31 protein-coding genes are annotated in these 26,362 nt (G+C 56.1%); 6 read left to right on the top strand and 25 right to left on the bottom strand.

Features of this window, described 5'->3' with window-relative positions:
* Positions 1–6: 6 nt before the first annotated feature.
* The 18 genes from J8E65_RS07175 to J8E65_RS07090 all read right to left on the bottom strand — a co-directional run bounded on the left by J8E65_RS07175 (position 7) and on the right by J8E65_RS07090 (position 11,351).
* Positions 7–651, bottom strand: a complete 645-nt coding sequence (locus J8E65_RS07175) for a bifunctional 4-hydroxy-2-oxoglutarate aldolase/2-dehydro-3-deoxy-phosphogluconate aldolase (RefSeq protein ID WP_210375075.1) — start codon at positions 649–651, stop codon at positions 7–9.
* A gap of 6 nt (positions 652–657) precedes the next feature.
* Positions 658–1,866, bottom strand: a complete 1,209-nt coding sequence (manD, locus tag J8E65_RS07170) for a D-mannonate dehydratase ManD (RefSeq protein WP_210375070.1) — start codon at positions 1,864–1,866, stop codon at positions 658–660.
* Between the two features lie 16 nt (positions 1,867–1,882).
* Positions 1,883–3,184: a TRAP transporter large permease gene (locus J8E65_RS07165; protein WP_210375068.1), complete on the bottom strand. Its 1,302-nt coding sequence runs from the start codon at positions 3,182–3,184 to the stop codon at positions 1,883–1,885.
* A gap of 15 nt (positions 3,185–3,199) precedes the next feature.
* Complete coding sequence (locus tag J8E65_RS07160; protein ID WP_210375066.1) at positions 3,200–3,706, bottom strand: TRAP transporter small permease; 507 nt, start codon at positions 3,704–3,706, stop codon at positions 3,200–3,202.
* A gap of 1 nt (position 3,707) precedes the next feature.
* Positions 3,708–4,688, bottom strand: a complete 981-nt coding sequence (locus tag J8E65_RS07155; RefSeq protein WP_210375064.1) for a TRAP transporter substrate-binding protein — start codon at positions 4,686–4,688, stop codon at positions 3,708–3,710.
* Positions 4,689–4,973: 285 nt separating this feature from the next.
* The gene (locus J8E65_RS07150; RefSeq protein ID WP_210375062.1) at positions 4,974–5,405 is read right to left on the bottom strand and encodes a hypothetical protein; all 432 of its coding nucleotides are present in this window, start codon (positions 5,403–5,405) and stop codon (positions 4,974–4,976) included.
* A gap of 35 nt (positions 5,406–5,440) precedes the next feature.
* A complete protein-coding gene (locus J8E65_RS07145; RefSeq protein ID WP_210375060.1) occupies positions 5,441–5,878 on the bottom strand; it encodes a hypothetical protein in 438 nt (145 codons plus the stop codon).
* Positions 5,879–5,881: 3 nt separating this feature from the next.
* Entirely contained in the window at positions 5,882–6,304 is a 423-nt protein-coding gene (locus tag J8E65_RS07140) for a hypothetical protein (RefSeq protein ID WP_210375057.1), read from the bottom strand.
* Complete coding sequence (locus tag J8E65_RS07135) at positions 6,297–7,388, bottom strand: hypothetical protein (protein WP_210375055.1); 1,092 nt, start codon at positions 7,386–7,388, stop codon at positions 6,297–6,299. Before J8E65_RS07135 ends, J8E65_RS07140 begins: the two co-directional genes overlap by 8 nt.
* Positions 7,361–7,750, bottom strand: a complete 390-nt coding sequence (locus tag J8E65_RS07130; protein WP_210375053.1) for a DUF488 domain-containing protein — start codon at positions 7,748–7,750, stop codon at positions 7,361–7,363. Before J8E65_RS07130 ends, J8E65_RS07135 begins: the two co-directional genes overlap by 28 nt.
* A gap of 7 nt (positions 7,751–7,757) precedes the next feature.
* Positions 7,758–8,144, bottom strand: coding sequence for a cupin domain-containing protein (locus J8E65_RS07125; protein WP_210375052.1), 387 nt, complete (start codon positions 8,142–8,144; stop codon positions 7,758–7,760).
* An 18-nt stretch (positions 8,145–8,162) separates the two neighbouring features.
* Complete coding sequence (locus J8E65_RS07120; protein WP_210375050.1) at positions 8,163–8,663, bottom strand: DUF4149 domain-containing protein; 501 nt, start codon at positions 8,661–8,663, stop codon at positions 8,163–8,165.
* Entirely contained in the window at positions 8,656–9,021 is a 366-nt protein-coding gene (gene fdxA / locus J8E65_RS07115; RefSeq protein WP_210375049.1) for a ferredoxin FdxA, read from the bottom strand. Before fdxA ends, J8E65_RS07120 begins: the two co-directional genes overlap by 8 nt.
* 8 nt (positions 9,022–9,029) lie before the next feature.
* Complete coding sequence (locus J8E65_RS07110) at positions 9,030–9,317, bottom strand: DUF2249 domain-containing protein (protein WP_210375047.1); 288 nt, start codon at positions 9,315–9,317, stop codon at positions 9,030–9,032.
* A 13-nt stretch (positions 9,318–9,330) separates the two neighbouring features.
* Positions 9,331–9,654: a metal-sulfur cluster assembly factor gene (locus tag J8E65_RS07105; protein WP_210375046.1), complete on the bottom strand. Its 324-nt coding sequence runs from the start codon at positions 9,652–9,654 to the stop codon at positions 9,331–9,333.
* A 37-nt stretch (positions 9,655–9,691) separates the two neighbouring features.
* Entirely contained in the window at positions 9,692–10,426 is a 735-nt protein-coding gene (gene ric, locus J8E65_RS07100; protein ID WP_237181769.1) for an iron-sulfur cluster repair di-iron protein, read from the bottom strand.
* 14 nt (positions 10,427–10,440) lie between these two features.
* A complete protein-coding gene (locus J8E65_RS07095; protein ID WP_210375044.1) occupies positions 10,441–11,112 on the bottom strand; it encodes a hypothetical protein in 672 nt (223 codons plus the stop codon).
* The gene (locus J8E65_RS07090) at positions 11,109–11,351 is read right to left on the bottom strand and encodes a DUF2249 domain-containing protein (RefSeq protein WP_210375043.1); all 243 of its coding nucleotides are present in this window, start codon (positions 11,349–11,351) and stop codon (positions 11,109–11,111) included. Before J8E65_RS07090 ends, J8E65_RS07095 begins: the two co-directional genes overlap by 4 nt.
* 150 nt (positions 11,352–11,501) lie before the next feature.
* On the opposite strand from J8E65_RS07090, the gene J8E65_RS07085 reads away from it, so the two are divergent.
* Positions 11,502–12,155 (top strand): helix-turn-helix transcriptional regulator, encoded by a 654-nt coding sequence (locus tag J8E65_RS07085; RefSeq protein WP_210375041.1) that lies wholly within the window; start codon positions 11,502–11,504, stop codon positions 12,153–12,155.
* Here the strand turns inward: J8E65_RS07085 and J8E65_RS07080 are convergent.
* Positions 12,149–12,616, bottom strand: a complete 468-nt coding sequence (locus J8E65_RS07080; RefSeq protein WP_210375039.1) for a nucleoside deaminase — start codon at positions 12,614–12,616, stop codon at positions 12,149–12,151. The genes J8E65_RS07085 and J8E65_RS07080 overlap by 7 nt on opposite strands.
* 202 nt (positions 12,617–12,818) lie before the next feature.
* Positions 12,819–13,730, bottom strand: coding sequence for a phosphogluconate dehydrogenase (NAD(+)-dependent, decarboxylating) (gnd, locus tag J8E65_RS07075; protein ID WP_237181766.1), 912 nt, complete (start codon positions 13,728–13,730; stop codon positions 12,819–12,821).
* Between the two features lie 129 nt (positions 13,731–13,859).
* On the opposite strand from gnd, the gene J8E65_RS07070 reads away from it, so the two are divergent.
* The gene (locus J8E65_RS07070; RefSeq protein WP_210375038.1) at positions 13,860–16,226 is read left to right on the top strand and encodes a GWxTD domain-containing protein; all 2,367 of its coding nucleotides are present in this window, start codon (positions 13,860–13,862) and stop codon (positions 16,224–16,226) included.
* A gap of 9 nt (positions 16,227–16,235) precedes the next feature.
* Here J8E65_RS07070 and J8E65_RS07065 read toward each other — a convergent pair whose 3' ends face one another.
* The 3 genes from J8E65_RS07065 to J8E65_RS07055 form a co-directional block, all read right to left on the bottom strand.
* Positions 16,236–17,177, bottom strand: coding sequence for a 5-deoxy-glucuronate isomerase (locus tag J8E65_RS07065; protein ID WP_210375036.1), 942 nt, complete (start codon positions 17,175–17,177; stop codon positions 16,236–16,238).
* 29 nt (positions 17,178–17,206) lie between these two features.
* Positions 17,207–18,643 (bottom strand): glucuronate isomerase, encoded by a 1,437-nt coding sequence (gene uxaC, locus J8E65_RS07060; RefSeq protein WP_210375034.1) that lies wholly within the window; start codon positions 18,641–18,643, stop codon positions 17,207–17,209.
* A gap of 88 nt (positions 18,644–18,731) precedes the next feature.
* A complete protein-coding gene (locus tag J8E65_RS07055; RefSeq protein ID WP_210375032.1) occupies positions 18,732–19,343 on the bottom strand; it encodes a rhomboid family intramembrane serine protease in 612 nt (203 codons plus the stop codon).
* An 87-nt stretch (positions 19,344–19,430) separates the two neighbouring features.
* Between J8E65_RS07055 and J8E65_RS07050 the strand changes: the two genes are divergently transcribed.
* Positions 19,431–20,711, top strand: coding sequence for an MgtC/SapB family protein (locus J8E65_RS07050; RefSeq protein WP_210375031.1), 1,281 nt, complete (start codon positions 19,431–19,433; stop codon positions 20,709–20,711).
* A gap of 4 nt (positions 20,712–20,715) precedes the next feature.
* Here J8E65_RS07050 and purQ read toward each other — a convergent pair whose 3' ends face one another.
* Both purQ and J8E65_RS07040 read right to left on the bottom strand, forming a co-directional pair.
* Entirely contained in the window at positions 20,716–21,423 is a 708-nt protein-coding gene (gene purQ, locus J8E65_RS07045; RefSeq protein WP_210375029.1) for a phosphoribosylformylglycinamidine synthase subunit PurQ, read from the bottom strand.
* A gap of 135 nt (positions 21,424–21,558) precedes the next feature.
* A complete protein-coding gene (locus tag J8E65_RS07040) occupies positions 21,559–22,176 on the bottom strand; it encodes a YceI family protein (RefSeq protein ID WP_210375024.1) in 618 nt (205 codons plus the stop codon).
* Between the two features lie 106 nt (positions 22,177–22,282).
* Here J8E65_RS07040 and J8E65_RS07035 point away from each other — a divergent pair, with 106 nt between their 5' ends.
* The 3 genes from J8E65_RS07035 to J8E65_RS07025 all read left to right on the top strand — a co-directional run bounded on the left by J8E65_RS07035 (position 22,283) and on the right by J8E65_RS07025 (position 26,306).
* The gene (locus J8E65_RS07035) at positions 22,283–23,605 is read left to right on the top strand and encodes a bifunctional folylpolyglutamate synthase/dihydrofolate synthase (RefSeq protein WP_210375022.1); all 1,323 of its coding nucleotides are present in this window, start codon (positions 22,283–22,285) and stop codon (positions 23,603–23,605) included.
* A 199-nt stretch (positions 23,606–23,804) separates the two neighbouring features.
* Positions 23,805–25,430, top strand: coding sequence for a transcription termination factor Rho (gene rho / locus J8E65_RS07030; protein WP_210375020.1), 1,626 nt, complete (start codon positions 23,805–23,807; stop codon positions 25,428–25,430).
* Between the two features lie 135 nt (positions 25,431–25,565).
* Complete coding sequence (locus tag J8E65_RS07025; RefSeq protein WP_210375018.1) at positions 25,566–26,306, top strand: TIGR01548 family HAD-type hydrolase; 741 nt, start codon at positions 25,566–25,568, stop codon at positions 26,304–26,306.
* The last annotated feature ends 56 nt before the right edge of the window (positions 26,307–26,362 follow it).

Genomic DNA, 26,362 nt, shown 5'->3' with positions numbered 1-26,362 from the left:
TTGGGTTCATGCAGCACGGGCTTGTCTAATGCTTGCCATAAGCGTACGGGCATTTTCGGTCAGTTTTTCCCAGCGTCCTTCAGCAATCGCTTTCTGGTCCAGCAATGCACTACCCACGCCCACGGCACAGGCCCCAGCCCGTAGCCAGTCGCCTGCGTTGGTGAGCGTTACACCCCCTGTAGGCATTAACCGCAGTTGTGGCATGGGCGCCTTGATCGCCTTGAAGAAGGCCATGCCGACTACGTCGGCAGGGAAAACCTTCACGATGTCGGCTCCGGCTTCGTGCGCAGCCAAAATCTCGGTTGGCGTAAAAGCTCCAGGCAGTGCAGGGACGTCGTAGCGATGCGCTGTCTGGATGATTTCGGGTTTAAAGACCGGACTGACCACATAACGGGCGCCGGCAGCAATAGCCAGCCGGGCTGTTTCGGCATCGAGTACCGTTCCGGCACCTACAAGCGCCGCGTCGCCCAGCTGCCGAACAACCGTTTCGATCATTTCAAAGGCTCGCGGCACGCTCATCGTAATCTCGATAGCCGTCACGCCCCCGGCACAAATGGCTTCAACCACACGCAGCAGCCGTTCGGTATCGGTCATTCGAATCACAGCCACCGCACCCCGTGCAATTAGATCGGCTACAATTTCGTGTCGCATAGCAACTTACCAGTTAAACATTGTGCCGTCTTCTTTACGGTTGATTGGCAAATACGCCCGCACATAAGGATAACGGCTAGCTAGCTCCTCGTTGAAGTCTACACCCAAACCCGGAGCATCCCCTGGATGCAGGTAGCCTTCTTTGAAGAAGTAGGCATGGGGAAAAACCTCGTCGGTTTCGGGTGTATGCCGCATGTATTCTTGAATCCCAAAATTGGGTACCCACAAATCGAAGTGCAGCGCTGCCGCCATGGTGATGGGCGAAAGATCAGTAGCGCCGTGAAAGCCTGTACGTACGTGATAGAGCTCGGCCAATGCAGCCACCTTACGCATATGGGTGAGGCCTCCACCGCGCAAAACCGACGTCCGCAAATAATCAATAAGCTGTTCGGTAATCAGCAAATGGGCATCGTAAATGGTGTTGAAAACCTCGCCCACCGCTAGGGGTGTAGTCGTATGATGGCGAATCCAGCGGAACCCCTCTTGCAGCTCGGCCGGCACAGGGTCTTCTAGCCAAAACAGGTGGTAAGGCTCTAGTTCTTTGCCGAGCCGGGCTGCTTCGATCGGGGTCAGGCGGTGATGCACGTCGTGCAACAAGTGCACCTCATCGCCATACACATCGCGCAGCCGCCGAAACAGCTTAGGGATAAAGTTCAGGTATTTTTCAGTAGACCAGATGTTTTCCGGGGGCAGGCCTTTTTCGGCCGGTTCGTAGAAGAGCTTACCTCGGCCAACGCCGTAGGTACTCGGCAATCCGGGAATGCCGCACTGGGCACGGACAGCCTTGTAGCCCATCTCCAAATAGCGTCCTACTTCGTCGACTACCTCTTCGATATCGTTGCCGCTGGCGTGGCCGTAGACCATCACGCCGTAGCGGCTGGGCCCACCCAGTAAATTGTAGACGGGCGTATTTAGCGCCTTGCCCTTAATGTCCCAAAGCGCCATATCAACGGCAGCGATGGCACTCATGGTCACCGGGCCTCGCCGCCAGTAAGCACCACGATACAAATATTGCCAAATGTCTTCGATCTGAAACGGATCGCGCCCAATCAGGCAGGGAATCACATGGTCTTCCAAGTAAGCAACCACCGCCAATTCACGGCCGTTGAGCGTAGCATCGCCCAGACCATAGATCCCCTCGTCGGTGTAAAGCTTGAGCGTAACGAAGTTGCGGCCAGGAGAACAGACAAAGACCTTCCCATCAACGATTTTCATAGCTGCTGCAGTAGGTTTAGTTCACGTATCCAAAAATCCGAGGCAACCACAGGCTCAGTTCGGGCAGGTAAGTAACCAAAAGCAACGCAATAATCATCGCGCCGTACATAGGCAACAAGGATGGGAGCACGCGTGTCATCGAAGCCTGTGCCACGCTTAGTCCCACAAACAGGACCGTGCCCACAGGCGGCGTGCACAGCCCAATGCAAAGGTTGAGCACCATGATGATCCCAAAGTGAATCGGATCGATACCCAAACTCAGCGCTACAGGCAGAAAAATCGGGGTAAAGATCAGCACAGCTGGCGTCATATCCATAAACGTACCCACAGCCAGCAAGATGAAATTGATGATCAAAAGAATAAGGAGCTTGTTATGCGTTAGCGTAAGCAAGGCCTCACTTACCCGTTGCGGGATCTCTTCATAGGCCAAAATCCAAGACATGGCCATCGAAGTGGCAATCAAAAACAGGACGATGGCTGTAGTTGTCGAGGCCTCTAGCAAAACGCTTGGAAGCTCACGCCACCGCAGCTCACGATAAAGCAGTGCCAGAAGTAAAGCATACACGACAGCCACAGCAGCAGCCTCAGTTGCCGTAAAAATGCCGGCAATGATCCCACCAATGACGATCACCAGCAGCATCATGCTAGGCACGGCCTCCCAGAACGTTGTCCAAAGCCGGCGCAAGCTGGGTCGGCCAGCTATGGGGTAGCGTCGTTTCCAAGCAATCCAGCCTGCTACCCCCATCAAGAACAGACCTAACAGGATTCCTGGGATATATCCGGCCAGAAACAACGCAGCGATCGAAGTCCCACCAGAAGCCAGGGAATACACAATGAGAATATTGCTCGGCGGAATAAGTAATCCCGTAGTAGCTGAGGTCACATTGACCGCCACGCCATAGCCTTTGTCGTAGCCCTCACGGACCATATGCGGTCCTATAATACTACCGAGAGCCGAAGCAGCTGCAGCCGCCGAGCCCGAAATGGCCCCAAAGAGCATGGCCGCTAAGATGTTCACATGCGCCAGGGCCCCCGGAAGCATTCCTAGGGCCGCTTCGGCAAAATTCACCAGCCGCTTTGCAATTCCTCCCCGGTTCATCAAATGTCCAGCCAGCACAAAAAAAGGAATCGCGAGCAAAGTAAAGGAGTCCAGTCCCGTGGCAATACGCTGCGCCTCGGTTGTTAAAGCCGGCATGAGCGGCATGCTGGGCAGCATCGTCAAGATTGTTGCCAGCCCGATGCACACCGCAATCGGTACTCCCAAGATCAGCAGCAGCGCAAACGAGACAATCAAGATCAGAACCGCAACCCACTCCATAAGCGTTTGGGTAGTTTAGTCCGATGAGGCCGCTGCATCCGACACACCCGCGCGAAGTTCACGCATACCTCGCCACAGGTGGTAGACCGCGTAAAATCCGATAAGTACGCCACTGAGCGGCAAAGCCAAATAAACATAACCCAATGGTACCCGAAGGGCTGCTGAAGTCTGTCCAAGGTACAACATCAGCCACACCAAACGGGCCCCACCCACAATAAGCAGCAAGGCAAAAGCTAACATGCAGGCTTCAATGACCAACGCTAGCTGCTTGCGACGCCGCCCTTGCAAGCGCATGGGCAGCAAATCTACCGCCAGATGCAGGCGCTGACCGGCGGCATAGCTCCCGCCCAGTAATCCCAACCAGATAAGCAGAAAACGCGCAAGCTCTTCTGTATACGAACTAGGATTACGCAGCACAAAACGCGTAAAAACCTGCCAGATGACGTCCAGCACCAGTACGGCCATAATGACAATGACCAAGATGGCCAGCAACTGGTCGATCAGGCGTTTGAGGCGATCCATGTCACTCCACTGCGCGAATGCGTTCGATCAGTTGATACAGGTCGGGCTGCGTGCGGTATTGCGCGTAAATGGGCGCAACTTTCTCGGCAAAAGCTTGCTTATCTGGACGAATGATCTGCACCCCCGCCTCTTCTACAGCTCGGAGCGCTTCCTCTGTCGACTGCTTCCAAAGCTGCTTTTGATACTCGGCAGACTCCAAAGCCGCCTCTTGTACCCACTGCCGCTGCTGCGGCGTAAGCCGATGCCACACGTGCAGGCTAATGAGCAGCACATCGGGGATAGAGGTATGCTCGTCGAGCGTATAAAAACGCGCGACCTCGTAGTGGTGCGACAGGTAAAACGAAGGCGGATTGTTTTCAGCGCCGTCAACAATCCCCTGTTGCAACGCTGTAAACACCTCTCCCCAGGGAATGGGTGTGGCCGAGCCCCCCATGAGATTAACCATCTGAATCTGCGAAGGGCTTTCAAGCGTGCGAATCTTTAACCCCCGCAAATCGTCAGGCGTGTAAATCGGCCGCGTTACCGTGTAAAAGCTCCGGCTGCCGGCATCATAGTAGCACAGGCCACGCAAAAGTACGCGCTCACCCGCCCGAAGCAATTCCTGACCGATGGGTCCTTCTAGCACCTTAAAGCGATGCGCGTCGTCCCGAAACAAATAGGGCAGATTGAAAACTTGATACTCGGGCACAAAACCCTCTAAAACCGCCGCCGACACCTTGGCCATAGCCAGGCTGCCAATCTGCATCAGTTCCAACAATTCCCGCTCCGAACCCAACTGTTGACTAGGGTATACCACTACACGTATTCGACCACCAGATTTTTCTTCCAACCGCTCACCTAGGTACACCATAGCCTGATGCACAGAGTGCGTAGGCCCTAAAGCATGCGCCAAACGCAACACCAGCTCGTCGTCGTGCGAGGAAGCACAACCAGAAAGCATCCCCCCCAGCAGGGTGCTAACCAAAAGCAAGGCAAAACGCATCGACGCGTACACAGCTCAAGTGGTGACTTAACCGTTTAAGCTATAGGTTATATCCTTTTCTGTCAAGGCCAAGGGCCCGCCAGGGCCCAATTTTTTAAGGGGGCAGGTCAATGTTGGGTTTTGAAAGAGGAGTGTGAACGGCCTTTGCACCCTGACAGGTTGGCCGAAGCGAACATCAAATTTGCCAAAAATCAGAATAACCGATAGCAGACCAGGCCGGAAGCGACTATCGTGGCGATTAGGTAAGACACTACACCCCCGGGAGCACAGGAAAGATACGGCAAGTTACGTGCTGCTTTCGGGATGCAGTGAGGCGGGTAATTCGCCCAGCAGGGTAGTGAGCGTGTTACGGGCTACATACCAGGCTGCACGAACGGCCTCGCGTTCGGCAACCGAAGGCACGCGACCGTCGGTCAGTGCAGCCACCAAAGCTTCCAGCATTTCCGTGCGGTTTGCAAACAGTTCTAGACTACTGGCCAAGGGTACAGCCCTTCGCCAGTAATCCCGCAGCGAAGCATCTTCGGGCAAAGACGCGTTGTGGAACAGCAGAAACGCTTGCAGCGCCTGCTTGAGTGCCTGGAGCGTCTGCGCAGCTGCTTCGGCCCATTGACCTTGCTGCTGCATTTGCCAGGCCAATTCCAAAGCTTGCCGCGACGACCCTAGCAAAGCTTGAGCCCGCTGCTGTCGCTCGGGTAGGGATAAGAAATAGGTTTCCATGGGATTTGCTAAGTAGGTTTCAAACGCAACGTCCACTACGGTGCCTCAGAGCTGGTGCCTTCCGGCTGTGCTGCATGGTGGCGGTTAGCGGCCAGGATTCTAGGCCAGAGCAATCGCGCCCAACCCATAAGGCCCATCAATTCAAGAATACGGCCAGCCCATTGAAGTTTCGGAATGCTACCGACAGCCCCAAGGCCAACGAACCACACGCCCAGCGTAAACAGCACACCGGCTATCCAAGCGCCTTGATCTGCGGGACGTTCACCACGCACGCGCGGCAGGATCCACCAAGCTACCGACACGGCCAGTTGCACCATAAAGCCTAACAGCACCAGCTCCACATGCAACGCCCGCAAGCCCGGAATGCCTGCTAGCCACTGTGCCTTGTAGAGCAGCAGCCAGGCTCCTACCGTAAAGCCCAAAAACAGATGCACGAGGGCTAGCCGAACCATCCAATAGCTTACGCGCGGCATAGCTTAGCGCTGCTTGACCCGAGTCCATAGATACACAGCCATTAACGTTCCCGCTACCCACTGAAATGCAGCCGAAAGTCCCGCAAGGCCCCGCCATAGGGGCGATGCCGTCCAGGCAATAGCTGGCTCGGCAAAAAGCCGCAGCAGGATGCCTGCATTCAGCAGCGGATAGGCGGTCCAGGCTAACTGCTGCGGACCGTAAGGCCGCATGCGCGAGTGCCGAGGGAAAAGCCAAAATGCCACCCCAAAAATCAGTTGCGTCAGCCAGCCTACCGTTAGCAGGTGAATCCAGACGGGCCAAAAAAGGCCTTGCCAGACGCGCCATCCAGCCGTTTCGGTGGGCCAAACCAGCGCTACGCCCAAAAGCAGCGCCAGCGCCAGGTACCCTAAGGCTGTTTTTACATACCAACGCGACAATTTAGGCATACGTATCCGACGTCGCTTGTGCACGCAGCTGCCGCTGCGCTACCCACGTTGTGATCAGGGTAACGGCGAGAAAAAGTACAATCGCCATTGCATTCAGCAACCCACCCCATCGCCGCCACGCCCACAATCCGGCCACGTCGCCTATAATCCGGACGAGGAGCGCCCCATGCAGCAAGGTCAAATGAACGTAGAAAAATGGTCGGTAAGCCACCGGCACGCCTAACACCGAAGGAAAAATGATCGGCGCATGGCCAAACACCATGCTAAAAACGAATCCTACAAATATAGCATGCAGTGCGGCATCGTACCAGGGACCGGCTACAAGCTGCCCCCTATAGAGCATGACCATCCCCCCTACCATTAGCCAGCCGTAGCCCAGCAGCAGACACCAAGCGATAAAGCGCGTCAATCCGGATTGACGTACCGTATGCCGAGCCACATCGTAGCGCAATAGCCAAAAGGCCAGCAGCAGTAGCCCACCTCCCGTAAGGCGCCAGGCAAGCGGCGCATTGACAAAGCTTAGCACCAATCCCAATCCCAATAGGCCAACAATACCTAAAAACCAGCGCTCCACGTGCGCGCCGTGCAAGAGCATGCGGCTAAGTTCAAGCCGCTCACCCGCAATCGTCAGCACCAAAAACGCCATCCACCACAGCACAACCAAGGGTACAGGTTGCCCCCAAAACCAGGCGACATTGCCCACGCTCAACGCAACCGCTCCAGCTGCCATAACCAGCAAAAACGACGCGCGCTGAATATGCAGTGCTGCGCCAAAGATTCCTATCAGCCCCAGGCTGCCTAGCGTAAGTAACAACGCTCCCACAAGCTGACTTTTCGCTAAAGTCAGCACAGCACCCAGACCACACAGCAGGGGGACTGCGTAGGCCCAACGACGGTCCAGGGCAACAGCCCGTTCTAGGCTAATCAACGTGCCAAAAAACCCTGCCACCATAAGCGGCCCGTGAAGCAAGGCCCACGTGACATCTACCCCAAACCGCCACCCCAGCCGCTCCAACCCCGCAGCTAGGCCGGTCAGTAGGGCAACCATACCCAAAGCTATAAACGGGAAGCGCTGTATCCGCATTGCGGCTTCTCCAACGCTTTGCGCAGCAGATAATCCCGCAGCACTACGGCCTGGTTGTGCTCCGCGTCTTTTGCGCTGTAGCACAGCGTCAGCCGTCCTCGCTGAGCTTGCTCAAGCAGCCAGCGAACACCTTCTGGGTTCGCCTCCAGCTCGGCCTCATACCGACGCCGAAAGGCTTCCCAACGCGACGGATCATGACCAAACCAGCGCCGCAGGGCATCACTGGGGGCCATATCCTTGCGCCAGGCATCCAGCGCGGCAGCGCTTTTCTTTAATCCGCGTGGCCAAAGCCGATCCACCAGAACCCGAAACCCATCCTCGACTGCCGGCGGCTCATAAACACGTTTAATACGAATGTTCATCGTATTTTTACGATGAACAATCAAAAGAAGTCATTTCAGCCCGCTCCAGAGCAGCTTCTACTTCTACGTGATCGGATGCCGTAGGGGGTGGCGAAACTACCGCTAGCGCTACCAGGCGCGTATGCGCCCGAACGCTTCGAGCAACGCCTGCCGGCACAAAAATCACTGATCCTGGTCCCACAACCCCCTCTTTCTCTCCGGCAATGACCAGCCCATGCCCTTGCAAGACGGTTAGCACCAAGTCTACGCCCGGCGTGTGCAAAGGAATTTGCTGCCCGGGCTCAAAACCAATAAGTTGCACCTTAAGCCGATTGTTTTGGACCAACGGGACTGGCTGAAACCGGTCGCGTGCAAATTGTACCCTTTCGGTTGCCTTTAGGATAAAGGGATCCATGGCTTTCATCGTTTTGGATTAAACACCTCCGCGCACCAACAACACCGCCAGTGCCAGGATGGCTAAGGACAACAGCGTCATCAGTCGTCCTAAGTAGCTGGCCGTGCGCCGCAGGTTTTCAGCTGAGGCTTCGCCGCGCGCTAGGAGCTGCATTGTGCGCGGTCCCAAGTAAAAGTCGTGCACGGCACTCATGACCATCACAAGCAACACCAGCACAAGCTTCCAGGCCAGCATACGTCCCCAGGGCCCTTGCCACAGCGTCCCTTGCCAGAAATCCGCCCACGTGTAGCCGCGAAAGCCAACGTTGAGGATACCCGTCACCAGCAGCACGCCTAGTACAATCCAACCTAACCAACGAAAACGCAGGCCAAGCTGGTAGAGCATCGCCGTACGCACAGGCAGAAATTCCGGTTTGCGCAACAGGGGTATCACGGCGGCCCCCAGAAAAACCATCGATCCGATCCAGATCGCAGCCGCCAGAAGATGAAGCCAAACCGAAAACAAGTACCAGCTACGCATTTGACGAGGCCTCTCGCAGGTCCCAGGTCAAAATATCTTTCTCCGACTTGGGCCGGTGTTGCCAGGCTTCAGCATCCGGCAGCGGATCTTTCTTTTCCGTAATGTTAAACCCCTGAGCTTTCCACTGCGCAGCAAGATAGCGATTCCATTCAATGTAGTGTGCCCATGCTTCTGGCACCTCGTCTTCCGGATAAATCGCTTCTGTAGGGCAGACCGGCACGCAAGCATTGCAATCGATGCACTCATCCGGGTGAATCGCCAAAAAATTCGGTCCTTCGTAGAAGGCATCCACCGGGCATACTTCGACGCAGTCGGTGTATTTGCAGTTAATGCAGGGTTCGGTGACGACGTAGGGCATAGCACGTCCTATGTTGCGTTTTTGAAGTCGTCTAAGCGATAAAACCAGACCTCCCAGTCATCTCCTTCACCGTGCGCGATCCAGTGGGCCCAGCCTTTGACACGCATGACGCCCAAAAGAGGCACCGGCTTAAACGTAGCCCGAAGGCGCAGTACGTGACCGGGAGGAACACGGCTTGCTGTCTCCATGATCAGTGTAAACGGCTCACCGCCGCTGCGCAGGATCGGCCGCACGTCCAGTTCTACAAAGTGCGATGCCGGCAACGTTGCCAAAAACGTTGGAATTTGATTGGCCATAGTGGGTTGCCTTTCAGCGTGCATACATAGGAAAACGGTAACGCCGCACTTCCGGGTCGATCATGTAGGGCGACCAAGGGGGATCCCAGACCAGTTCAATAATACCTCGTCGGATGCCTGGGGTGCGCTGCAGCACCTTACCTACTTCGTGTTTGATATAACTCGACATTGGGCAAGCCGGCGTGGTCATTGTCAACTTGATCTCCACGGTACCTTCAGGCGATACCTGTAGATCGTAAATCAATCCAAGATCTACAATGTTGAGCCCGACTTCTGGATCGATCACCAAGCGCAGGCGGTCGACCAGCTCGAGTCGGGATGGTACAGGCGTGCTCATCTCGCAGCGTTTTTCAACCCGAACGCACCAGACCGCATCAGGTGGTAGGCCTTGCCATCAAACGGCGTGCTCTAGGAAACAGCACATTGTTTTCCCGATGCACATGGCGATGCATATCGGTTTCGAGCTGGGCCAGGCCTTCCAAAAGCGCCTGAAAGCTGCTGCAGGCCCATTCGGGCACACGGTAGTTGTCGGAAAGCGTGCGCAGCCGGTCGAGCGCCTCCCCTGCTGCATTGTGCTCAGATTCGGCCTGCGCGAGCACTGCCTCCAGCCCAGCAGCTGCCAAAACCTCGCCTTGCTCTAGCGCTTGAATCAAAGGAAAGATTACTTCTTCTTCGCTACGCAGGTGCGCCTCGAGTTCTAGCTTGAGCTGCCCGAAAACCTTCTGGGCTTCATGCAGCCAAGTGCTCTGGTGGCCATGTACTTGCGCAACCCGCTCCATCAATGCACTTAGGCGCGGCAGCTCCCGCCGCAGGTAGGCATGATGCGTGCGCACAATGTAGTCGATCAATTCAGCCAGCGGCCGCGTCTGCCAGTCGGCAGCGGGCTCTTTCAAAGTTTCCGTAGTCTCCAAAGCCTCCAGCACAGCCGCAACCGAGGCTGGATCTAGGCCGCGCTGGCGACAGGCCACCTCTAACGTGCGCCTCCCGCCACAGCAGTAATCCAGCCCCAAGCGGTCAAAGAGTGCTGCCCGCCGCTCGTCGGCAGCAACCAGCTCTCCAAGGGTCTTGCTGAGTAAAGGATGCATAAGCGTAAGACGATGTAGGTCCAACAAATGCAAGCAGCTTAGCAAACCGTTGCGGTACCACAACCCCAACCGCGACGGCGGAGTAGCCAAGCTTTCCAAGCCGGCAGCTGCTCAAGGCGTGAAGGAATCAGGGCTACGGTGCCCTTATAGGCCTTTAGGGCTAGATGGGCCATCAAGGCGCCTACGCCCGTGGGCGCATCAGCGGTTTGGCCCTCAGGACCGCTGCCCGGTAGGCGCACATGGGCCAGTGTAGGCAGGGTTTGCCGCAAAACCGCCTCCCAACCGCCCTGGCGCAGCACCTCCGGCTCTGGCTGATAGCAAGTATGCACACCCTGGCTTTGGGCCCAGTGAACCGCCAAAGCCAATGCAGCCGGATCACTTCCATGCACTAGTGCTACCCGAACCGGCCGGGGCAATTCTTCGACTGGTTCCCAAAGCAACAAGCCAGCACCCAGCCGATGCGCTTCGCCAGCCCAAGTCATGAGTTCACTAAGGCGTGGGCGGCCCGGTAGCGCTAGCCAATAAATAGGCACCCGTGGCACGACCACTTCATCGCCAGCTTCAACAGGGCAACGCAAGGCCTCATAGTGGTGACCCTGGCCACACCCGAGCACTAACTCCAGTCCGGCCAGTGCCTTGCGCCGACAGGCTTCGCCTAGCACCTCGAGCGAGGCCGTTGGCAACGCATCGCTACTCAGCAGCAGCTTCATGAGGCCGTGCGTCCGATCCTTACGCGCCAAACTTCTGGCCCTTGCTCCAGATACTCCCAGGTAAACTGCCCGCTTCGCTCAAACTCAAACTGGTAGCGCAAAGGCCGCGGATCATGATCGTTCACCAGTACAAAAGCTTCACCCGGTGCCAGCGCATCAAACGTAGCAAAGATCGTTGCATGCTTTTCGCGCGGCGGGATCGGCCGCACGTCTAGCGTTCTTTCGGTCTGCATTGCCATAATTAACGTAGCAGATCTATTTAAGACAAAACACGATTAAATGTAGAAATACCAGGGAGCCATGTCAAGTTTTAGAAGGAAAAAATCTTTTTTATTGACACAACCTTCGAGAACGTTTAGTTTTAAGTAGCATCCTGCAGGGGGCTTCAAATGGGATTAGTTTTGCATTCGGATACCAAGCAACAGCTTCTAGACTTGCTCAAGCGTCGCGGGCAGCTTACGCTGAGCGAAGCAGAAGCAGCTACTGGACTGAGGCGGCCGACGCTTCGGGAGCATCTAACCCAACTTGAGCGAGACGGGCTTGTGCAGCATGTTATGGAGCGCCATGGACGTGGCCGGCCGCGCTTGCTTTACCGACTCACAAGGACTGGCGTCCAGCTTTTTCCCAATCGCGATGCTATACTTCTAGGTCGGCTATTGCAATTCCTAAAGCAGGAGGCTGGCGAAGCGCTCTTAGAACGTTTCTTTCGGAAGTTTTGGGAAGAGCGTCTGCAGGAGATCGAGCGGCGTCTAGCGCAGCACGAGGCACATACGCTTCAAGCGCGACTGAGCGTGGTGCGGGATTTTTTGGAAGAGGAAGGTTTTATGCCCGAGCTTGTGGTCAACGATCAAGGTTTAGAGATTCGCGAATGCAACTGTCCGTTCACGGAAACGGTCCGGCATACCCGACTTCCTTGCTATTTGGAAGCGCGTTTCTTTGAGGCCGTGTTGGGGCTGCCTACCAGCCGTGTAGCCTACATTCCCGAAGGCAGTCCGGCCTGTACGTATACGTTTAACCCACCTATGACATTGAAAGCTCAATAAGGCTTGCGATCGGGGTGGTCAAGCCAGGCTTGAAAGGGCATCCAGGCGGTTTCGTCGGGGACATGGATGAGTGGAATGCGGCGCTCAGGACCCGGTCGCGTCAGCTCTTCATAGATAAATGCATCGTCGAAGCCGGCACGAGCTGCTTCGTAGCGCGTGGCAGCGTAGAAAACCCGTGCTGGTCGTGCCCAATAGATGGCCCCTAGGCACATTGGACAGGGTTCACAGGACGTGTATAAGTCGCATCCGGTAAGCTGAAAGTGGCCCAGCTGACGACAGGCCTCGCGGATAGCCACGATTTCTGCATGTGCCGTTGGGTCGTTGTCGGTGGTTACCCGGTTGGTGCCTAGGGCTAGAATCTCCCCATGGTGTACGACCAGGGCAGCAAAGGGACCACCCCCGCGCCGGACGTTCTCCTGAGCGGATACGATCACCTTCCGAATAAAGTATTCTGGGGTCATGGTCTGCCTTGATGAGCGTTTCGACGCTATACGTGTCCGGACTCCAAGATGCGGTGCCGTCCTCTAGGTCCCTCACTGCCTGCAGCATACGGCTTGGGGGTGCCTTGTTGACGAGCGTGCAGGACATGCGCCAGGTGCTCTGCGGTAGCCTGGCAAGCTGTTTTAGGATCCACATAGAGGCACAACTTGAAGCTTGGTGTGTTCATGCTCCGGCACGTTGCACGGCGTGACCGCCAAAGGCATGGCGCAAAGCAGCCAGTAAGCGATCTCCATAGTGCTCTGGGTCCTGACTTGCAAAGCGGCGAAACAGTGCAGCTGCGATGGTATCGACGGGCACGCCCAAATCGACAGCTTCTTGGACGGTCCAGCGCCCTTCGCCTGAGTCAGCCACCACTGGCGCTACGTCGGCCAGTGTAGCGTTTTCTCGGAGAACATCAGCGATGAGGTCAAGCAGAAAACTTCGGATGATGGTGCCGTAACGCCATGCTTCAGCAATAGCAGCCAGGTCGAGTTGAAAAGGAGCTTTCGCTTTTAAGAGTCCAAATCCTTCAGCATAGGCTTGCATCAGGGCATATTCGATGCCGTTGTGCACCATCTTGACAAAGTGGCCAGCGCCTACAGGTCCGGCATGCACCCATCCGCGATCAGGTGCTGGGGCCAGGCGTTCCAGGATCGGCCGCAGCCGGGTCATTGCTTCCGGAGAGCTGCCAACCATAAGGCCATAGCCGTGGGTCTCGCCCCAAAGGCCACCAGAAACGCCCACATCGGCAAACAATAGTCCCTGTGCTTGTAGCTTTTCGGCACGACGCAGCGTATCTCGGTAGTAAGAATTACCGCCTTCCACAATCAGATCCCCTACTGCAAGCAGCGGCGCCAGCGTTTCCAGTACCTGATCGACCGTATTTCCGGCTGGCACCATCAACCATAGGATACGTGAAGGAGCTAAGGTAGCGACCAAAGCTTCTGGTCGATCTACGGTTTCGATCCCTTCCTGGGCTAAACGGGTTCGCGCTTCTATGTCGGGGTCATAGCCTACTACGCGCACACCTGCCCGATGCAGCCGCCGACTCATGCCTGCGCCCATGCGTCCCAGTCCAATCATTCCCAGTTCCATAGCGCTACAGGGCTACACACTCGAGTGACAATTCAACAATACAACAAGCAGTGATTTTTTGCCAGTTTGCGGGAGCTTTCAGCAAAGCACAAGGTAATTCTTAACATAACTTCAAAAATGCTTACCACCATGCAACGGGCCTTTTCTGGGAATTGGTGCTGGCGTGGAATGCTTCTACTAGGGGCATTGATCCTAAGCTGCAAAGTACACGCCCAATCGGCAGCGCAGCTGGTCGACGAAGGGGATGCTTGGCTGGCGCGAGGAAGCTATCGGGAAGCCGAAAAGACCTATCGTGAGGCGTTGGCTCTCGACCAACGCTACCTGCCGGCTTATTTGGGCCTAACACGCCTAGCCATGGTGCGCGAAAACTGGCGTGAAGCCAGCGACTGGGCTGGTAAAGCACTGCAAATCGACTCCAATAGCCTGGCTGCACGCTATTTTTTGGCCATCAGCGAGCGCGAACGTGCTCAGTACCAGACGCCTTTTCAGGCCACGCACCGCCGTGAGGCACGGCGTCATTTTGAGTGGATTCTGGAGCGTGACAGCCTCTACCGCGATGTGCTCTACCAATACGCCCTGCTTTACCGGCAGGACAGCAACTACGCTCGGGCCATTGCCCTAGCCGAAGCCCAACTACGGCTGCGTCCAGACCTTGACGAGCCCGCCATCGGCCTTTTTCGGATTTACCATTCCTTTTTGAACCATACCAACCTGGACGAAGCAAGCCGCTGGCTAGCCACACATCCCACAGACTATGCCCGTTTTTTTGCAGCTGAAGTTCTGCGTCGCAAAGGGCAGCTTCGAGAAGCGGATGCCGCCTTTGCCGCTTTAGTCCATCCTGGGTTTGCTTGGCCTCCTCAAGCCATTTACTTGGCCCGCGCCCGCATCTGGACTGCCCTAAACCGGCCCGACTCGGTGCAGGCCCTGATCGACCGCGCCATCGGCTCCATCGATCGCCCCCTAGGCGCGCATTTTGTCTTTGAGGATTGCAAGTATATTTTCACCGCCCAGGAACTCGAAACCTATCGCCGCCTGCAAACACCAGCTGAATACCAGGCCTTCTTTCGGGCCTTCTGGGAACGTCGCGACCCTATGCCCGGCCGCTCGATCAATCTGCGCCTTATTGAGCACTACCATAGGTTGCTGGTGGCTGAACGGGACTATGCCTACGATGGCCCTCGCCTATGGCATAACGACCCCGATAAGTTTGGTGAGCTGGAGCTACCCGTCACCTACGCGCTCAATCGCGAATTCAATGACAAAGGCCTCATCTATCTGCGCTATGGCGCGCCCGACGAGCGCATTGTGACCGTACGGGGCGAAATCAACACCTTCCGCGCTGGATCAGTGTCGCGCGAGCGGGAATTTGCCATGGGCTGGGTCCCTAACGAATCGTGGCGCTACTATAACCCACGCATGGATTTTCACTTTGTTATCGACGAAGGCGCCACAGGCAACAACTGGCGGCTAACGCCCGTGCTGGCCAATGCCCAGATGATCGAAGATCGGGAAATCTGGGGACCGCCCTACTCGCGCATCATGAGCACGCTGCGCACCAAATGGGAGGTCGAAGCTGGACTGCGGCCGCCTCAGCCGACCGCCCTAGAGCTTGCCGAGTTGCGTGAAGAGATGGTCGCCCAAAGCCAAACCACCTATCGACAGGGCCTCAGCTCAGACCGGTATCAATGGCCACGCAACCTAGTGGTGTTGCCGCTTGAAGCCCTCCCGCTGGCATTCCGGGGCGACAGTGGCTACACGCGCATCGAAATTTACTACGCGCTGCCAGCGGCTCCTTTCCGCGAAGTGACGGGTAAAAGTGGAGGGTACACCCCAGCTGAGCTGGGGTTTGCGGTACACGATTCGGCCTGGCAGCCGCTTGTTGCTCAAACCCAGCGGCGCAATATTCCCATCCTTCCCGATCCTACAGCCGCAATCAATGACTTTGTCACCGTAACGCTGCGCCCAGGTACCTACCAGGCCACGCTGCACGGCCGCTCGCTCGAGGCAGAACGCCTGCAAGGAAGCGTGCGCTTTGCCTTAAAGGTGCCTGATTTAAGTGGACCCGGATTGCAGATGAGCGATCTTTTGCCCGCCTGGCGCATGGAGCCCTCCAGCGGTCAAAGCCGTTTCGATCGCAATGGCTGGCACCTGTGGCCTAATCCGTTGCGCCGGTTTTCCGTACGCCAAGCGGTGTTTCTCTATTTCGAAATTTACGGCCTTACGCCTAATGGCCAGCAGCGCACGCGCTATACCGTCGAGTACACCCTGCGCCCGACCAAACCACGCAAGAAGTTCCTGGGCCTGTTTGGCAGCGACGACCGCCCTGTGCTACGCCTCAAGAGTACGCACGAAGACACCCGCACCATCCTAGCCGAGCATGCCGAGCTCGACGTGCGCCAGGTGGATCCCGGTGCTTACCTGCTTGAAGTGCGTGTCACGGACGAACACAGTGGAGCCTCGGTGCTGCGAACGCTTGCCTTGGAGCTTACTTCCTAACGTGGTTCTTCACCACTCGTTTTCATAGCCTGGCCGGTTGTAAATCTCTGACCAGTCCCGGTGGCCTTCGGTGTAGGCCCCTAGGCACCAGGTAAACATAAAGTGCACTGGCGGTGGTGCTATCGTATCATGGTAGCCAGGCGTGACGTTGATGGCCTGCTCGTCAAAAATGTGCACGTATGCCCCAACCGGTTCACCAGGACGAGCGCAGTTTTGCAGCACAAAGGGCGTGTCGCCAGGAATCTCGCTTTCACAACGAAAGTGGTAGATTTCCTCCTTAGCGCGATCGCCCAATCCGTAAGGTCCATCGGGTCCGTGGAAATGTGGAGGATAGCTGCCCACACCCCCGGGCTGTGCGAGATAGGTGTCGCCAAAAAGCAACCGGCAAGCCTGCACGTTTTGGTCGACAAGCTTGTAGACGGTCCGCTGCGTCATGGGCCGCTTGCGCCCCAAATCGGCAGCTAGCGGCGTCCCTTCGATCTCGGCATGGCGCACCAGCTGCACAGGATAAGCCGTGTGGCAATCGATGGCCCGAAACTCGCTAATGTCGGCTAAAGGGCCATCGGCCTCCACAGTTACGTGCTGCCCCAGGCCCACATACAGCACGTCACCTTTACCCAAGACGTAGGCTTGACGGGCTACCATTAGCCGCGCCCGGCCGCGGTTGACGTAAAAAACCGCCTCTTCTGTATCGCCTAGCTGCACCGTAATGGGCCTGTAGCCAGGTGCCTCAGGCACCAGTGCAATCCGCGCAAACCGCAAATACCGAAACGAAGAATTTTCTCCAGTAATGATGGCTTCTCGGCGATTGACTACTGGTCGAGCATCAAAGAGTTCTACCGTACGTAAAGCCTCTTGGCCAGGCACAACCGCCCGTCCTGTTAACCGTCGCCGCTCAGGCGAGGTGGGCTCCGTCGTTACAAAAGGACCAATGTCACGTGGAGGTACCATGGCTTTGCTGAGCTTTTACGAAGAACCCTCTAGGCAGCAGCTGGAATGCGCTCGTCGAGCCGGTAGGTTTTTCGGACCAGATCATAGGCCAACGCCCGCGCCATACGCCGGGCATCCGACATATCGATGATATGGCGGGCAACCAGGGTGGCTAAAAAGTTGGCATCTACCCGCCGCGCCAGGTCATGCCGCGCTGGAATCGAGCAGAATGCCCGCGTATCGTCGTTAAAGCCAGCCGTATTGTAGATACTGGCCGTTTCCGTAATCCATTGCCGATAGCGCGTCATGCCTTCGATGCTGTCGTGAAACCACCAGGCCGGACCAATCTTAAGCGCTGGGTAGTGCCCAGCCAGCGGTGCCAATTCCCGCGCGTAGGTAGATTCATCCAGGGTAAAAACAACCACCGTCAGCCGCGGGTCATTCCCGTAGGTGACCAGCAACTCCCGCAGATTGTAGGTAAACTCTGTCTGCACGGGAATATCTCCACCCTTGTCGGGTCCAAAGCGTTCGTAGAGGTAGGTGTTATGGTTATAGAAGGCACCGGCATGGATCTGCATCACTAAGCCATCTTCTAGGCTCATACGGGCCATTTCCATAAGCAAGTGTGCTTCAAAATCGGCCTGATCCGCTTCGGTTGCCCTACCTTGCAGCGCTTTCTGAAAGAGGGCCTCGGCCTGTTCGGGCTCAAGCCGATGTGTACGGGGCACCAGCACGGCATGGTCGGTCGCAAAAGCCCCCATTGCTTTGAAAAAGGCACGCCGGTCCTCTAGCGCTCGAATAAAATCTTCATAGCTTGTGATGGCAAAGCCGCAACGTTGCGCCAGCAGCTGCAGCTGCTCCCGCCAGTCGGGACGGGCAATTTTGAAAACCGCATCCGGCCGGAAGCACGGAGCCACGCGTCCTGGCCAGCCCGATGCCTGAATGGCCTGATGGTAAGCCAGCGTATCGGTAGCTGCATCTGTAGTGGTTAGGATTTCAATATTGAAGCGTTCAAACAACGCGCGAGGCCGATATTCAGGAGACTGCAAACGCTCCAGAATGTGATCATAGACATACTGTGCTGAGGTGCCATCAAGCTTATAGGGCACACCAAACACTTCGGCAAACTCGTAGTCGAGCCAGGCGCCTGTAGGCGTACCCGCGAAGAGATAATAGTGCTCCGCAAAAATTTGCCAGATTTTGCGAGGATCCTGTTCTACAGGCTGCCCATCTTGCCGTGGAATGCCCAGTGCTTCTAGTGGAATGCCTTGAGAGTAGAGCAGCCGAAAGATGTAATGATCCGGCTTGATAATCAGCGATGTAGGTTCAGGAAACGGTTCGTTGGTGGCAAGTAGGGCAGGATCTACATGTCCGTGCGGGCACACCAACGGGAAAGTGCGCATTTCCTCGTAAAGCTCCCGTGCAATACGCCGAACCGTTGGGTCTGGGTCAAAATAACGATCAGGATGTAACTGCAAGGGTTCCATCGTTGAGCAATATGTAGATTTTACCGTTTACTTAATAGGTTAAGTTATCTGGTTTCCTCAACGAATGCCAGTCCTAGCAGCACTTTTTCTACAGTCCAAGTTGTCGAAGGAAGATTGTTAGAGCCTGCGGCTCTAGCAATAACGTCAACAGCAATCCCCCAAGAGCACCGCCCAAATGGGCCTCGTGAGCAATACCTCCGTCTTGAACACCGCGCTGCACAGCATAAATCGAAAGCACCACGTACCCTATCGCAAACACGACAGCCGGAATGCCAACGGGAAAAAAGAACAGGTAAATCCGGTCAAACGGGAAAAACAGGCAGTAGCCAAACAGGAGACCGCTAATAGCACCCGAAGCACCTACAGCGGCATACATAGGCCGGTTGCGGTGCAACCAAAGTGAAAAGCCATGGGCTGCAAGCTCAGCGCCAAAGTAAATCAACAGAAAGCGTACTGGACCTAAGAGCACCTCCATAGGACGCCCGAAAAAGAAAAGGGTAATCATATTAAACAACAGATGCGCCCAGCCGACGTGTACAAATCCTGCGGTAATCATCCGGTAGTATTCGCGTCCCCGCAAAATGTGTGCTGGGCGAAACGCTAGCCGGTCAATCAGCGCTGGATCTACCAGCAGCGCATAGCCGCTAATCAAAAGGTTCAACACCAGCAGCAGCGTAGTCCAAGGGGTTTCGATAAACATAAAACGGCACTTTGTTTGGGATATTCATGCATAACACAGCGTCTACGTTACAATAGATCGATGGATTCTGCCTAACTGGACGCCCCTATGGAACCTTCCCCGTCGTTTGCTGCGCTGGCCTTACGGCTGAGCGCTGCGCTGGCCATTGGATTGATGATCGGTCTGCAGCGAGAATTTGCTCACCGACAGGAGCAAAATGCTCGCGCAGGTCTGTTTGCCGGTGCCCGCACTTTTACGCTCATCTGTCTACTAGGAGCAATTTCGGGGCTAGCGGCTGAGCTGCTCCAGACCCCTTGGATTGTACTGTTGACGTTAGCTGCTGTCGGCGCGCTGCTAAGTATAGCGCACTTCATTGGCGCGCAGCGCGGCGACATTGGCCTTACAACAGAAATAGCCGCGCTACTCACATTTTTGATCGGACTGCTTTGCTACCACAACCAACTGGTTCTGGCAGCTGCAATAGGGGTAGCTCTGACCTGGCTGCTTGCCCTTAAGCCCCAAACACGCCTCTTGGCCGAGCGCATTTCACGTGAAGACGTCTTTGCCACGCTCAAGTTTGGCCTGATTACCGCCGTCTTGCTCCCATTGCTGCCCGACCGTAGCTACGGCCCCCCACCCTTAGATGTACTGGTGCCCCGCGAAATCTGGCTTATGGTAGTGTTTGTATCTGCCTTAAGCTTTTTAGGTTATGTGCTGGATAAGCTCCTGGGCGCGCCGCGGAGCTTAGGCGTCACTGGCTTTGTCGGTGGGTTAGCCTCGAGCACCGCGCTGACGTTGAGCCTGAGTCGTAAAAGTCGGGAAGAGGCGGCCCCGCCTACGGGCATAGCCGCAGCCCTGCTCCTGGGTTGGGCAGCGCTACTGGTGCGGCTGGTTTTGATTGTGGCCGTGCTTTCACCAGCGCTTTTAGGCCACCTGGCTCTACCCTTGGGAGCAGCCTTAGGGATTGGCGGACTCTATAGCCTCTGGTTGTACCGCCAAAGCACCACGCAGGCCGCAGAAGCCCCTACCGCCCTGCAAAATCCTTTTGCGCTTAAACCCGCGTTACTTTTTGGCCTGCTCTACGCCCTAGTACTGCTTTTGACCCACGCCGCTCGACTCCATCTTGGCGCCTCTGGGCTGTATCTCTCAGCGCTACTGGGCAGCCTGGCTGGCCTCAATGCTATCGCCGTCTCCCTAGCCCAACTAAGCCACAATCCTGCACTCCCTATCTCCGTAGTTGCCCAGGCCTTAAGTATTGCCCTGGTAACCAATTTGATCGTACAAACCGCCTTGATCTGGATCTTAGGCGCCCACGCATTGCGCCGCCCACTTATGGCAGGACTCTTTGCTTATGCGCTTCCTGCCTTACTTTTTGCTTGGCTGCTATAAAGCTTCACGCAGGTACGCCAGCTACGTGCCGGATAAGCGACTGAAAGATACCTAAACCATCCGCACTCCCCAAAAGCGCCTCGACGCACCGCTCTGGATGGGGCATGAGGCCAAGCACATTCCGCTGCTCATTGACGATACCCGCAATATGGTGCATCGAGCCATTGGGATTGGCTGCTTCAGTAACGCGACCATCGGGCTCGCAGTACCGAAAAACAACCTGACCGTTTGCCTCTAGACGCTCGAGCACTTCGGGCAGCGCAAAATAGTTGCCTTCACCATGCGCAATCGGAATGCGCAGCACTTGCCCAGGCGTAAAGGCATTGGTGAAAGGCGTGTCGGTTTGCTCTACACGCACGTGCACGTACTTGCAGACAAAGCGAAGCGAAGCATTGCGCAGTAAAACACCTGGCAACAGGCCGCTTTCACACAGGATCTGAAATCCATTGCAAATGCCAATCACCAGGCCTCCATCGCGGGCAAAACGGATCACATCCTGCATGATCGGTGAAAAACGCGCAATCGCTCCTGGGCGCAAATAGTCCCCATGGGCAAAACCGCCTGGCACAATCACTACATCCACATCTCCTAAACGGGTCTCTTTATGCCAGATAAAGCGCGCTTCCTGTGCAGCTACATGCTTTACCGCATGATAAGCGTCATGGTCACAATTAGAACCAGGGAAAACCAGCACCCCAAAGCGGACAGCCATAAGGCGATACAGTTGATCAAAGCGACAGACCCTAGACGCTCCCTGCAACGCTTGAGCTAGAACAGGGTTCGACGGCAAAACAAAAACGCCCGACCCGCTTAGGGCCGGGCGTTTCCTGCTGGTCATAACGCAATTTCAAACGTTTTCCTGCACCACTTCGAGGTCAATAAGCAGCGTAACTTCACGTCCAACCACAACGCCCCCAGCCTCGGTCAGTCGGTTCCACTGCAGCCCGAAATCAAAACGGTCAATTGTGCCCCGCGCGGTAAAGGCTGCGCGCTGCTCACCCTGCATGCCTTGCGCCGTACCTAAAAACTCGACATCCAGCACCACCTCTTTCGTAACCCCCTTGATCGTCAAATCCCCTACCAGCTGAAACCGATTGCCCTGAAGATTCCGGACCGCTTTGCTGACAAAGCGAATTTCCGGATAACGTTCAGCATCGAAAAAGTCGGCCGAACGCAGGTGGTTGTCGCGGCGCTCAATGCCCGTGTTGATGCTGGCCACGCGAATGGTGGCCGACGTTTTCAGCGTGCTGAGGTCCGCCGGGTCAAATTGCAATGTCGCGTCGTAATCTGTAAACACCCCATTGACATAGCTAATACCCAAGTGCCGCACCCGAAAGCCTACTGAACTGTGCGACTTGTCAATGGACCAGCTTCGAACTTCGGATTTTTGGGGCGTATCGAACGGCAGGCTCAAGCCGGCCACAAAAAGCACCGCGGGCAGTAAAAACAAGTAAACGGTACGCATAGGGCACCCTGGTTTGGTGAAACCATTATAGTTTACGCAGCCTCGCCGAATCTTGGTTTGAAGAATATCATAAACTTGTTGCAACAACATCTTGTAGAAAGGTTTTATGGATCCGCTGTCTTATCTGCAGGCTTTACCTCGGTTTGCGGACCAAGGCGCTGATGCCTATCAGCCGGGGCTAGAACGTATTCGGGTTTTGCTTGAAGCGATGGGGCAGCCGCACCAGGCTTACCCTAGCGTGCATATTGCCGGCACCAATGGAAAAGGCTCTACGGCCTCATTTCTAGCAGCCATTGCACGGTCGGCTGGCTATCGGGTAGGTCTGCACACATCACCCCATCTATGGCAAGTTACCGAACGCATGCGCGTTGATGGCCAGCCTGCACCCATAACATGGCTGAAAGCGGCCGTGGTCCGCTATCGCGATCTTTTCGAGCAAGTGCGCCCTAGTTTCTTTGAAGCGACCGTCGCTTTGAGTTTTTTGTACTTTGCCGAGCAACAGGTAGCGCTGGCTGTTGTAGAGGTAGGGTTGGGGGGACGGCTTGATGCGACCAACGTGCTTCTGCCGCGGCTAGCCATCATTACTTCGATTGGGCTAGACCATACCGACCTGCTGGGCGACACGGTAGTGGCCATTGCCCGTGAAAAAGCAGGCATTATCAAGCCGGGTATTCCCGTGCTTACCTCGGCCCTTCAGCCCGAAGTGCAGGCCGTAGTGCGCGAAGTCGCTGCAGCCCACGGGGCGCCTTATCACTTGCTCTGGGATGAAGTGCGCTACGAACTCGTCAGCGAGGCGCCACCCCTCACACACCTGAACGTGCATACGCCGCTGCGCCATTACGAAGGGTTGCAGATAGGACTGCCGGGACGACATCAAGTCGCCAACGCCCTTTTAGCGTTGCGAGCAGCCGAGCTGGTGCTGCCCGAAGTTGCACATCACCCCACAGCAGTGACGGAAGGCTTACGCGATGTGTGCCGGCTGAGTGGCCTGCGGGGCCGCTTTGACGTGCTGCGTACCTGTCCCTTGGTTGTGGCCGACGTTGCCCACAATCCGGACGGCCTGGCGTCTGTCTTAGCCACGCTTGCGCAATATCCTATCGCAGGCCAGCGGTATGCGCTTTGGGGCGCCTTGCGTGACAAAGATGCTGCCACCATGGCCCACCAATTGGTTGCTGCTGGTTTTGCCGTTTATGTCGTCGCTTTGGAAAGCCATCGGGCTTGGCCAGCAAACGCCCTTGTTGACCTAGTGCACCAAGCCGGTGGGCACGTTCTCGGGGCGGGAACCGTCTTAGAAGGCTGGGCGTTGCTACAACAGCATTTGCAGCCTACCGATGCCGTGCTCATCACAGGCTCCCATCAGGTCGTAGCCGGTCTTCCGGCAAGTCTTTGGGAGTCGAAAGCTGCGGCTTTAAGCCTTGTACCACGTTAAATTTTGCCGAAATACGCAAGATTTCCTGTTGATTTTGCCCAAAAACTTTCTATTTTGCTTATGGTGGTCGTGCGGATCCCAGCGTTTGCTGGTCTGCCCTTCTTGAGAGAACGGCCACGCTTGTTAAGCCCTCCAAAGCAATAGGCGCAATAACACCACACATAACTGCCCAAGCATTAGGTAAACCGCTTTTCCTTGCATGAAAATCTCAGAGCTACAGGCCAAAAAGATTGGCGAATTGCGTGAACTAGCACGCGCGCTGGGCCTTACGGGGTATTCCACGCTTCGCAAACAGGATTTGATTTATCGTATTCTAGAGGCCCAGGCAGAAGCCGAAGCAGGACGTCCCAACGGAACTTCCCGCCGGAGCCCTGCGGCAACTTCACCTGCAGAAACCACGACCGCAGAAACCGCAACCCCGCCTCAAGCAGACCTAGAGGCTGAAGCTTCAGATGGGACTTCGAGTGAGCCTCCCCTAGCCCCGTCAGAAATAGCCGAAGAGGCGGTCGATACCCCAGATGAGGAAACTGAAGCTGCTGCTGCCGAACGCACGGACCTTTACCGTGAGGACCGGCGCCAGTGGCGCGAGCGCCGTCCCCGCCGAAATAACTGGACCGAAACGCGACGCACAGAGCGCGACGAGCGGCGACGGCGTATCTACGAAGGGCGGCCTGAATACATGGCCACCTACGACCCGAGCAAGACCGAGCTCGAGGGCATGATTGTCAAAAGCGGTGTGCTTGAAGTCATGCCCGATGGCTACGGCTTCTTGCGCTCTTCGGAGTATAACTACTTGCCTAGTCCCGACGACATCTACGTCTCGCCTTCGCAAATCAAGCGCTTTAGCTTGCGTCTGGGCGATACCATCGAAGGCCTGGTACGTCCTCCTAAAGAGGGTGAGCGTTTCTTTGCGCTTATCCAGGTGCACAAAGTCAATAACCGCCCCCCCAGCGAAATGGAAGAGCGGCAAAGCTTTGACTATTTAACGCCGCTCTACCCCACCGAACAGCTGCGCCTGGAAACCACGCCTAACGAGTACAGCACGCGCATTCTAGACTTGTTTGCGCCGATCGGCAAAGGGCAACGCGGCCTTATCGTAGCCCCACCCAAAACCGGCAAAACCATCCTGCTCCAAAAAATCGCTAATGCCATCACGGCCAACCATCCCGAAGTCTATCTGATCATCCTCCTGGTCGACGAGCGGCCAGAAGAAGTAACCGACATGGAGCGCAACGTCAAGGCCGAAGTGATCTCGTCCACTTTCGACCAGGATCCCGAGCGCCACGTCGAAGTAGCCGACATCGTGCTCGAGAAAGCCAAACGCCTGGTGGAAGCTAAGCAGGATGTGGTAATTTTGCTGGACTCAATCACGCGACTGGCACGGGCACACAACGCCGTAGCTCCTAGCACAGGCAAAACGCTCTCGGGCGGTATTGAGGCTGGAGCACTGCGTGGGCCTAAACGCTTCTTTGGCGCAGCCCGAAACGTCGAAGAAGGCGGCTCCCTGACCATCATTGGCACAGCGCTCATTGAAACAGGCAGCCGCATGGACGAAGTCATCTTTGAAGAATTCAAGGGAACGGGCAACATGGAACTGGTGCTCGACCGGCAACTGGCCGATCGCCGCATCTTCCCAGCAATCCATCTGATTAAATCGGGTACGCGCCGCGAAGAACTGCTCATTCCCGAAGCTAAACTGCAGCGCATCTGGCTACTCCGGAAGATCCTGGCCGACATGGACGCGATCGAAGCCATGACCTTCCTCCTTGAAAAGATGCGCGGTACGCGGAGCAACGACGAGTTTCTGATCACGATGAACTCCTAAGCCGACGCTAGACAAAAAAAGAGGCTTCCCTATCACGCAGGAAGCCTCTTTTTAAATTCTCTACAAAAAGCGCTTCCATACCTTTTTTAATTTATCTTAGGCGTGTTTTGGTCTGATGCAAAATCCCAAAGGCGTATGCCCCCCCTCATAAAGGCTGTTTTGTTTGACCTAGACGGCGTGCTGGTCGATGTGTCCCGTTCCTATCGGCGCGCCATTGAAGAAACCGTAGAACACTTCACCGGCCACAAAATCACGCCCGCTACAATTCAGCGCTATAAAAACGCTGGGGGTTTTAACAACGACTGGAAGCTAACGCATACGCTGATTCTCGATCTTGGCATACAGGTTCCGCTAAGCCGCGTTGTCGCTGAATTTCAACGGCGCTATCGCGGCGAGCACTGGGATGGCTTTATTGCCCAAGAACCCCCATTGGTAGGCACGCAGACCTTAGCCCAACTCCGTCGTCAAGGGTATATCTTAGGTATCGTAACCGGTAGGCCAGAGGCCGAAGCCCGCTGGACACTGGAACGCTTTGGATGGCGCCCCTACTTTCCGCTGCTGGTAGCGATGGAGCATCAGGATGGGCGCGGCAAACCCGATCCCTTTCCTTTACAACGGGCACTGGCCATGTTAGAAGCAGCCGGATTGCCTGTGGCTCCCGAAAGGGCTGTATACGTAGGGGATTCGGTCGACGACATGGAAGCCGCCCAAGCAGCTGGGTTGATCCCCATTGGGGTCGTTCCACCGTATCTGGACCTATCCCAACACGCTGCGCTGCTGCGCGAGCGCGGTGCCGCTCATGTCTTGGCCAGCACCGACGACTTGCCTCGCCTTATGGCTGAGCTGGAGGCTATCCCAGCCCAGCGCGCACTATAGCGCGGGAACGCAACAAGCAGCTGCGGCGTGTGCAGCGGTTGTGGTTTGCATGAAAC

It is taken from the genome of Rhodothermus bifroesti, from assembly GCF_017908595.1.
In the GTDB taxonomy this organism is placed as follows: domain Bacteria; phylum Bacteroidota; class Rhodothermia; order Rhodothermales; family Rhodothermaceae; genus Rhodothermus; species Rhodothermus bifroesti.
Note: the sequence above shows the minus strand (reverse complement) of the source record. Positions and strands in the feature narration are given on the sequence as shown.

Coding starts and splice junctions, on each gene's coding strand:
- J8E65_RS07175 (WP_210375075.1), bottom strand. CDS start 651: ATGCGACACGAAATTGTAGCCGATCTAATTGCACGGGGTGCGGTGGCT.
- manD (WP_210375070.1), bottom strand. CDS start 1,866: ATGAAAATCGTTGATGGGAAGGTCTTTGTCTGTTCTCCTGGCCGCAAC.
- J8E65_RS07165 (WP_210375068.1), bottom strand. CDS start 3,184: ATGGAGTGGGTTGCGGTTCTGATCTTGATTGTCTCGTTTGCGCTGCTG.
- J8E65_RS07160 (WP_210375066.1), bottom strand. CDS start 3,706: ATGGATCGCCTCAAACGCCTGATCGACCAGTTGCTGGCCATCTTGGTC.
- J8E65_RS07155 (WP_210375064.1), bottom strand. CDS start 4,688: ATGCGTTTTGCCTTGCTTTTGGTTAGCACCCTGCTGGGGGGGATGCTT.
- J8E65_RS07150 (WP_210375062.1), bottom strand. CDS start 5,405: ATGGAAACCTATTTCTTATCCCTACCCGAGCGACAGCAGCGGGCTCAA.
- J8E65_RS07145 (WP_210375060.1), bottom strand. CDS start 5,878: ATGCCGCGCGTAAGCTATTGGATGGTTCGGCTAGCCCTCGTGCATCTG.
- J8E65_RS07140 (WP_210375057.1), bottom strand. CDS start 6,304: ATGCCTAAATTGTCGCGTTGGTATGTAAAAACAGCCTTAGGGTACCTG.
- J8E65_RS07135 (WP_210375055.1), bottom strand. CDS start 7,388: ATGCGGATACAGCGCTTCCCGTTTATAGCTTTGGGTATGGTTGCCCTA.
- J8E65_RS07130 (WP_210375053.1), bottom strand. CDS start 7,750: ATGAACATTCGTATTAAACGTGTTTATGAGCCGCCGGCAGTCGAGGAT.
- J8E65_RS07125 (WP_210375052.1), bottom strand. CDS start 8,144: ATGGATCCCTTTATCCTAAAGGCAACCGAAAGGGTACAATTTGCACGC.
- J8E65_RS07120 (WP_210375050.1), bottom strand. CDS start 8,663: ATGCGTAGCTGGTACTTGTTTTCGGTTTGGCTTCATCTTCTGGCGGCT.
- fdxA (WP_210375049.1), bottom strand. CDS start 9,021: ATGCCCTACGTCGTCACCGAACCCTGCATTAACTGCAAATACACCGAC.
- J8E65_RS07110 (WP_210375047.1), bottom strand. CDS start 9,317: ATGGCCAATCAAATTCCAACGTTTTTGGCAACGTTGCCGGCATCGCAC.
- J8E65_RS07105 (WP_210375046.1), bottom strand. CDS start 9,654: ATGAGCACGCCTGTACCATCCCGACTCGAGCTGGTCGACCGCCTGCGC.
- J8E65_RS07095 (WP_210375044.1), bottom strand. CDS start 11,112: ATGAAGCTGCTGCTGAGTAGCGATGCGTTGCCAACGGCCTCGCTCGAG.
- J8E65_RS07090 (WP_210375043.1), bottom strand. CDS start 11,351: ATGGCAATGCAGACCGAAAGAACGCTAGACGTGCGGCCGATCCCGCCG.
- J8E65_RS07085 (WP_210375041.1), top strand. CDS start 11,502: ATGGGATTAGTTTTGCATTCGGATACCAAGCAACAGCTTCTAGACTTG.
- J8E65_RS07080 (WP_210375039.1), bottom strand. CDS start 12,616: ATGACCCCAGAATACTTTATTCGGAAGGTGATCGTATCCGCTCAGGAG.
- gnd (WP_237181766.1), bottom strand. CDS start 13,730: ATGGAACTGGGAATGATTGGACTGGGACGCATGGGCGCAGGCATGAGT.
- J8E65_RS07070 (WP_210375038.1), top strand. CDS start 13,860: ATGCAACGGGCCTTTTCTGGGAATTGGTGCTGGCGTGGAATGCTTCTA.
- J8E65_RS07065 (WP_210375036.1), bottom strand. CDS start 17,177: ATGGTACCTCCACGTGACATTGGTCCTTTTGTAACGACGGAGCCCACC.
- uxaC (WP_210375034.1), bottom strand. CDS start 18,643: ATGGAACCCTTGCAGTTACATCCTGATCGTTATTTTGACCCAGACCCA.
- J8E65_RS07055 (WP_210375032.1), bottom strand. CDS start 19,343: ATGTTTATCGAAACCCCTTGGACTACGCTGCTGCTGGTGTTGAACCTT.
- J8E65_RS07050 (WP_210375031.1), top strand. CDS start 19,431: ATGGAACCTTCCCCGTCGTTTGCTGCGCTGGCCTTACGGCTGAGCGCT.
- purQ (WP_210375029.1), bottom strand. CDS start 21,423: ATGGCTGTCCGCTTTGGGGTGCTGGTTTTCCCTGGTTCTAATTGTGAC.
- J8E65_RS07040 (WP_210375024.1), bottom strand. CDS start 22,176: ATGCGTACCGTTTACTTGTTTTTACTGCCCGCGGTGCTTTTTGTGGCC.
- J8E65_RS07035 (WP_210375022.1), top strand. CDS start 22,283: ATGGATCCGCTGTCTTATCTGCAGGCTTTACCTCGGTTTGCGGACCAA.
- rho (WP_210375020.1), top strand. CDS start 23,805: ATGAAAATCTCAGAGCTACAGGCCAAAAAGATTGGCGAATTGCGTGAA.
- J8E65_RS07025 (WP_210375018.1), top strand. CDS start 25,566: ATGCCCCCCCTCATAAAGGCTGTTTTGTTTGACCTAGACGGCGTGCTG.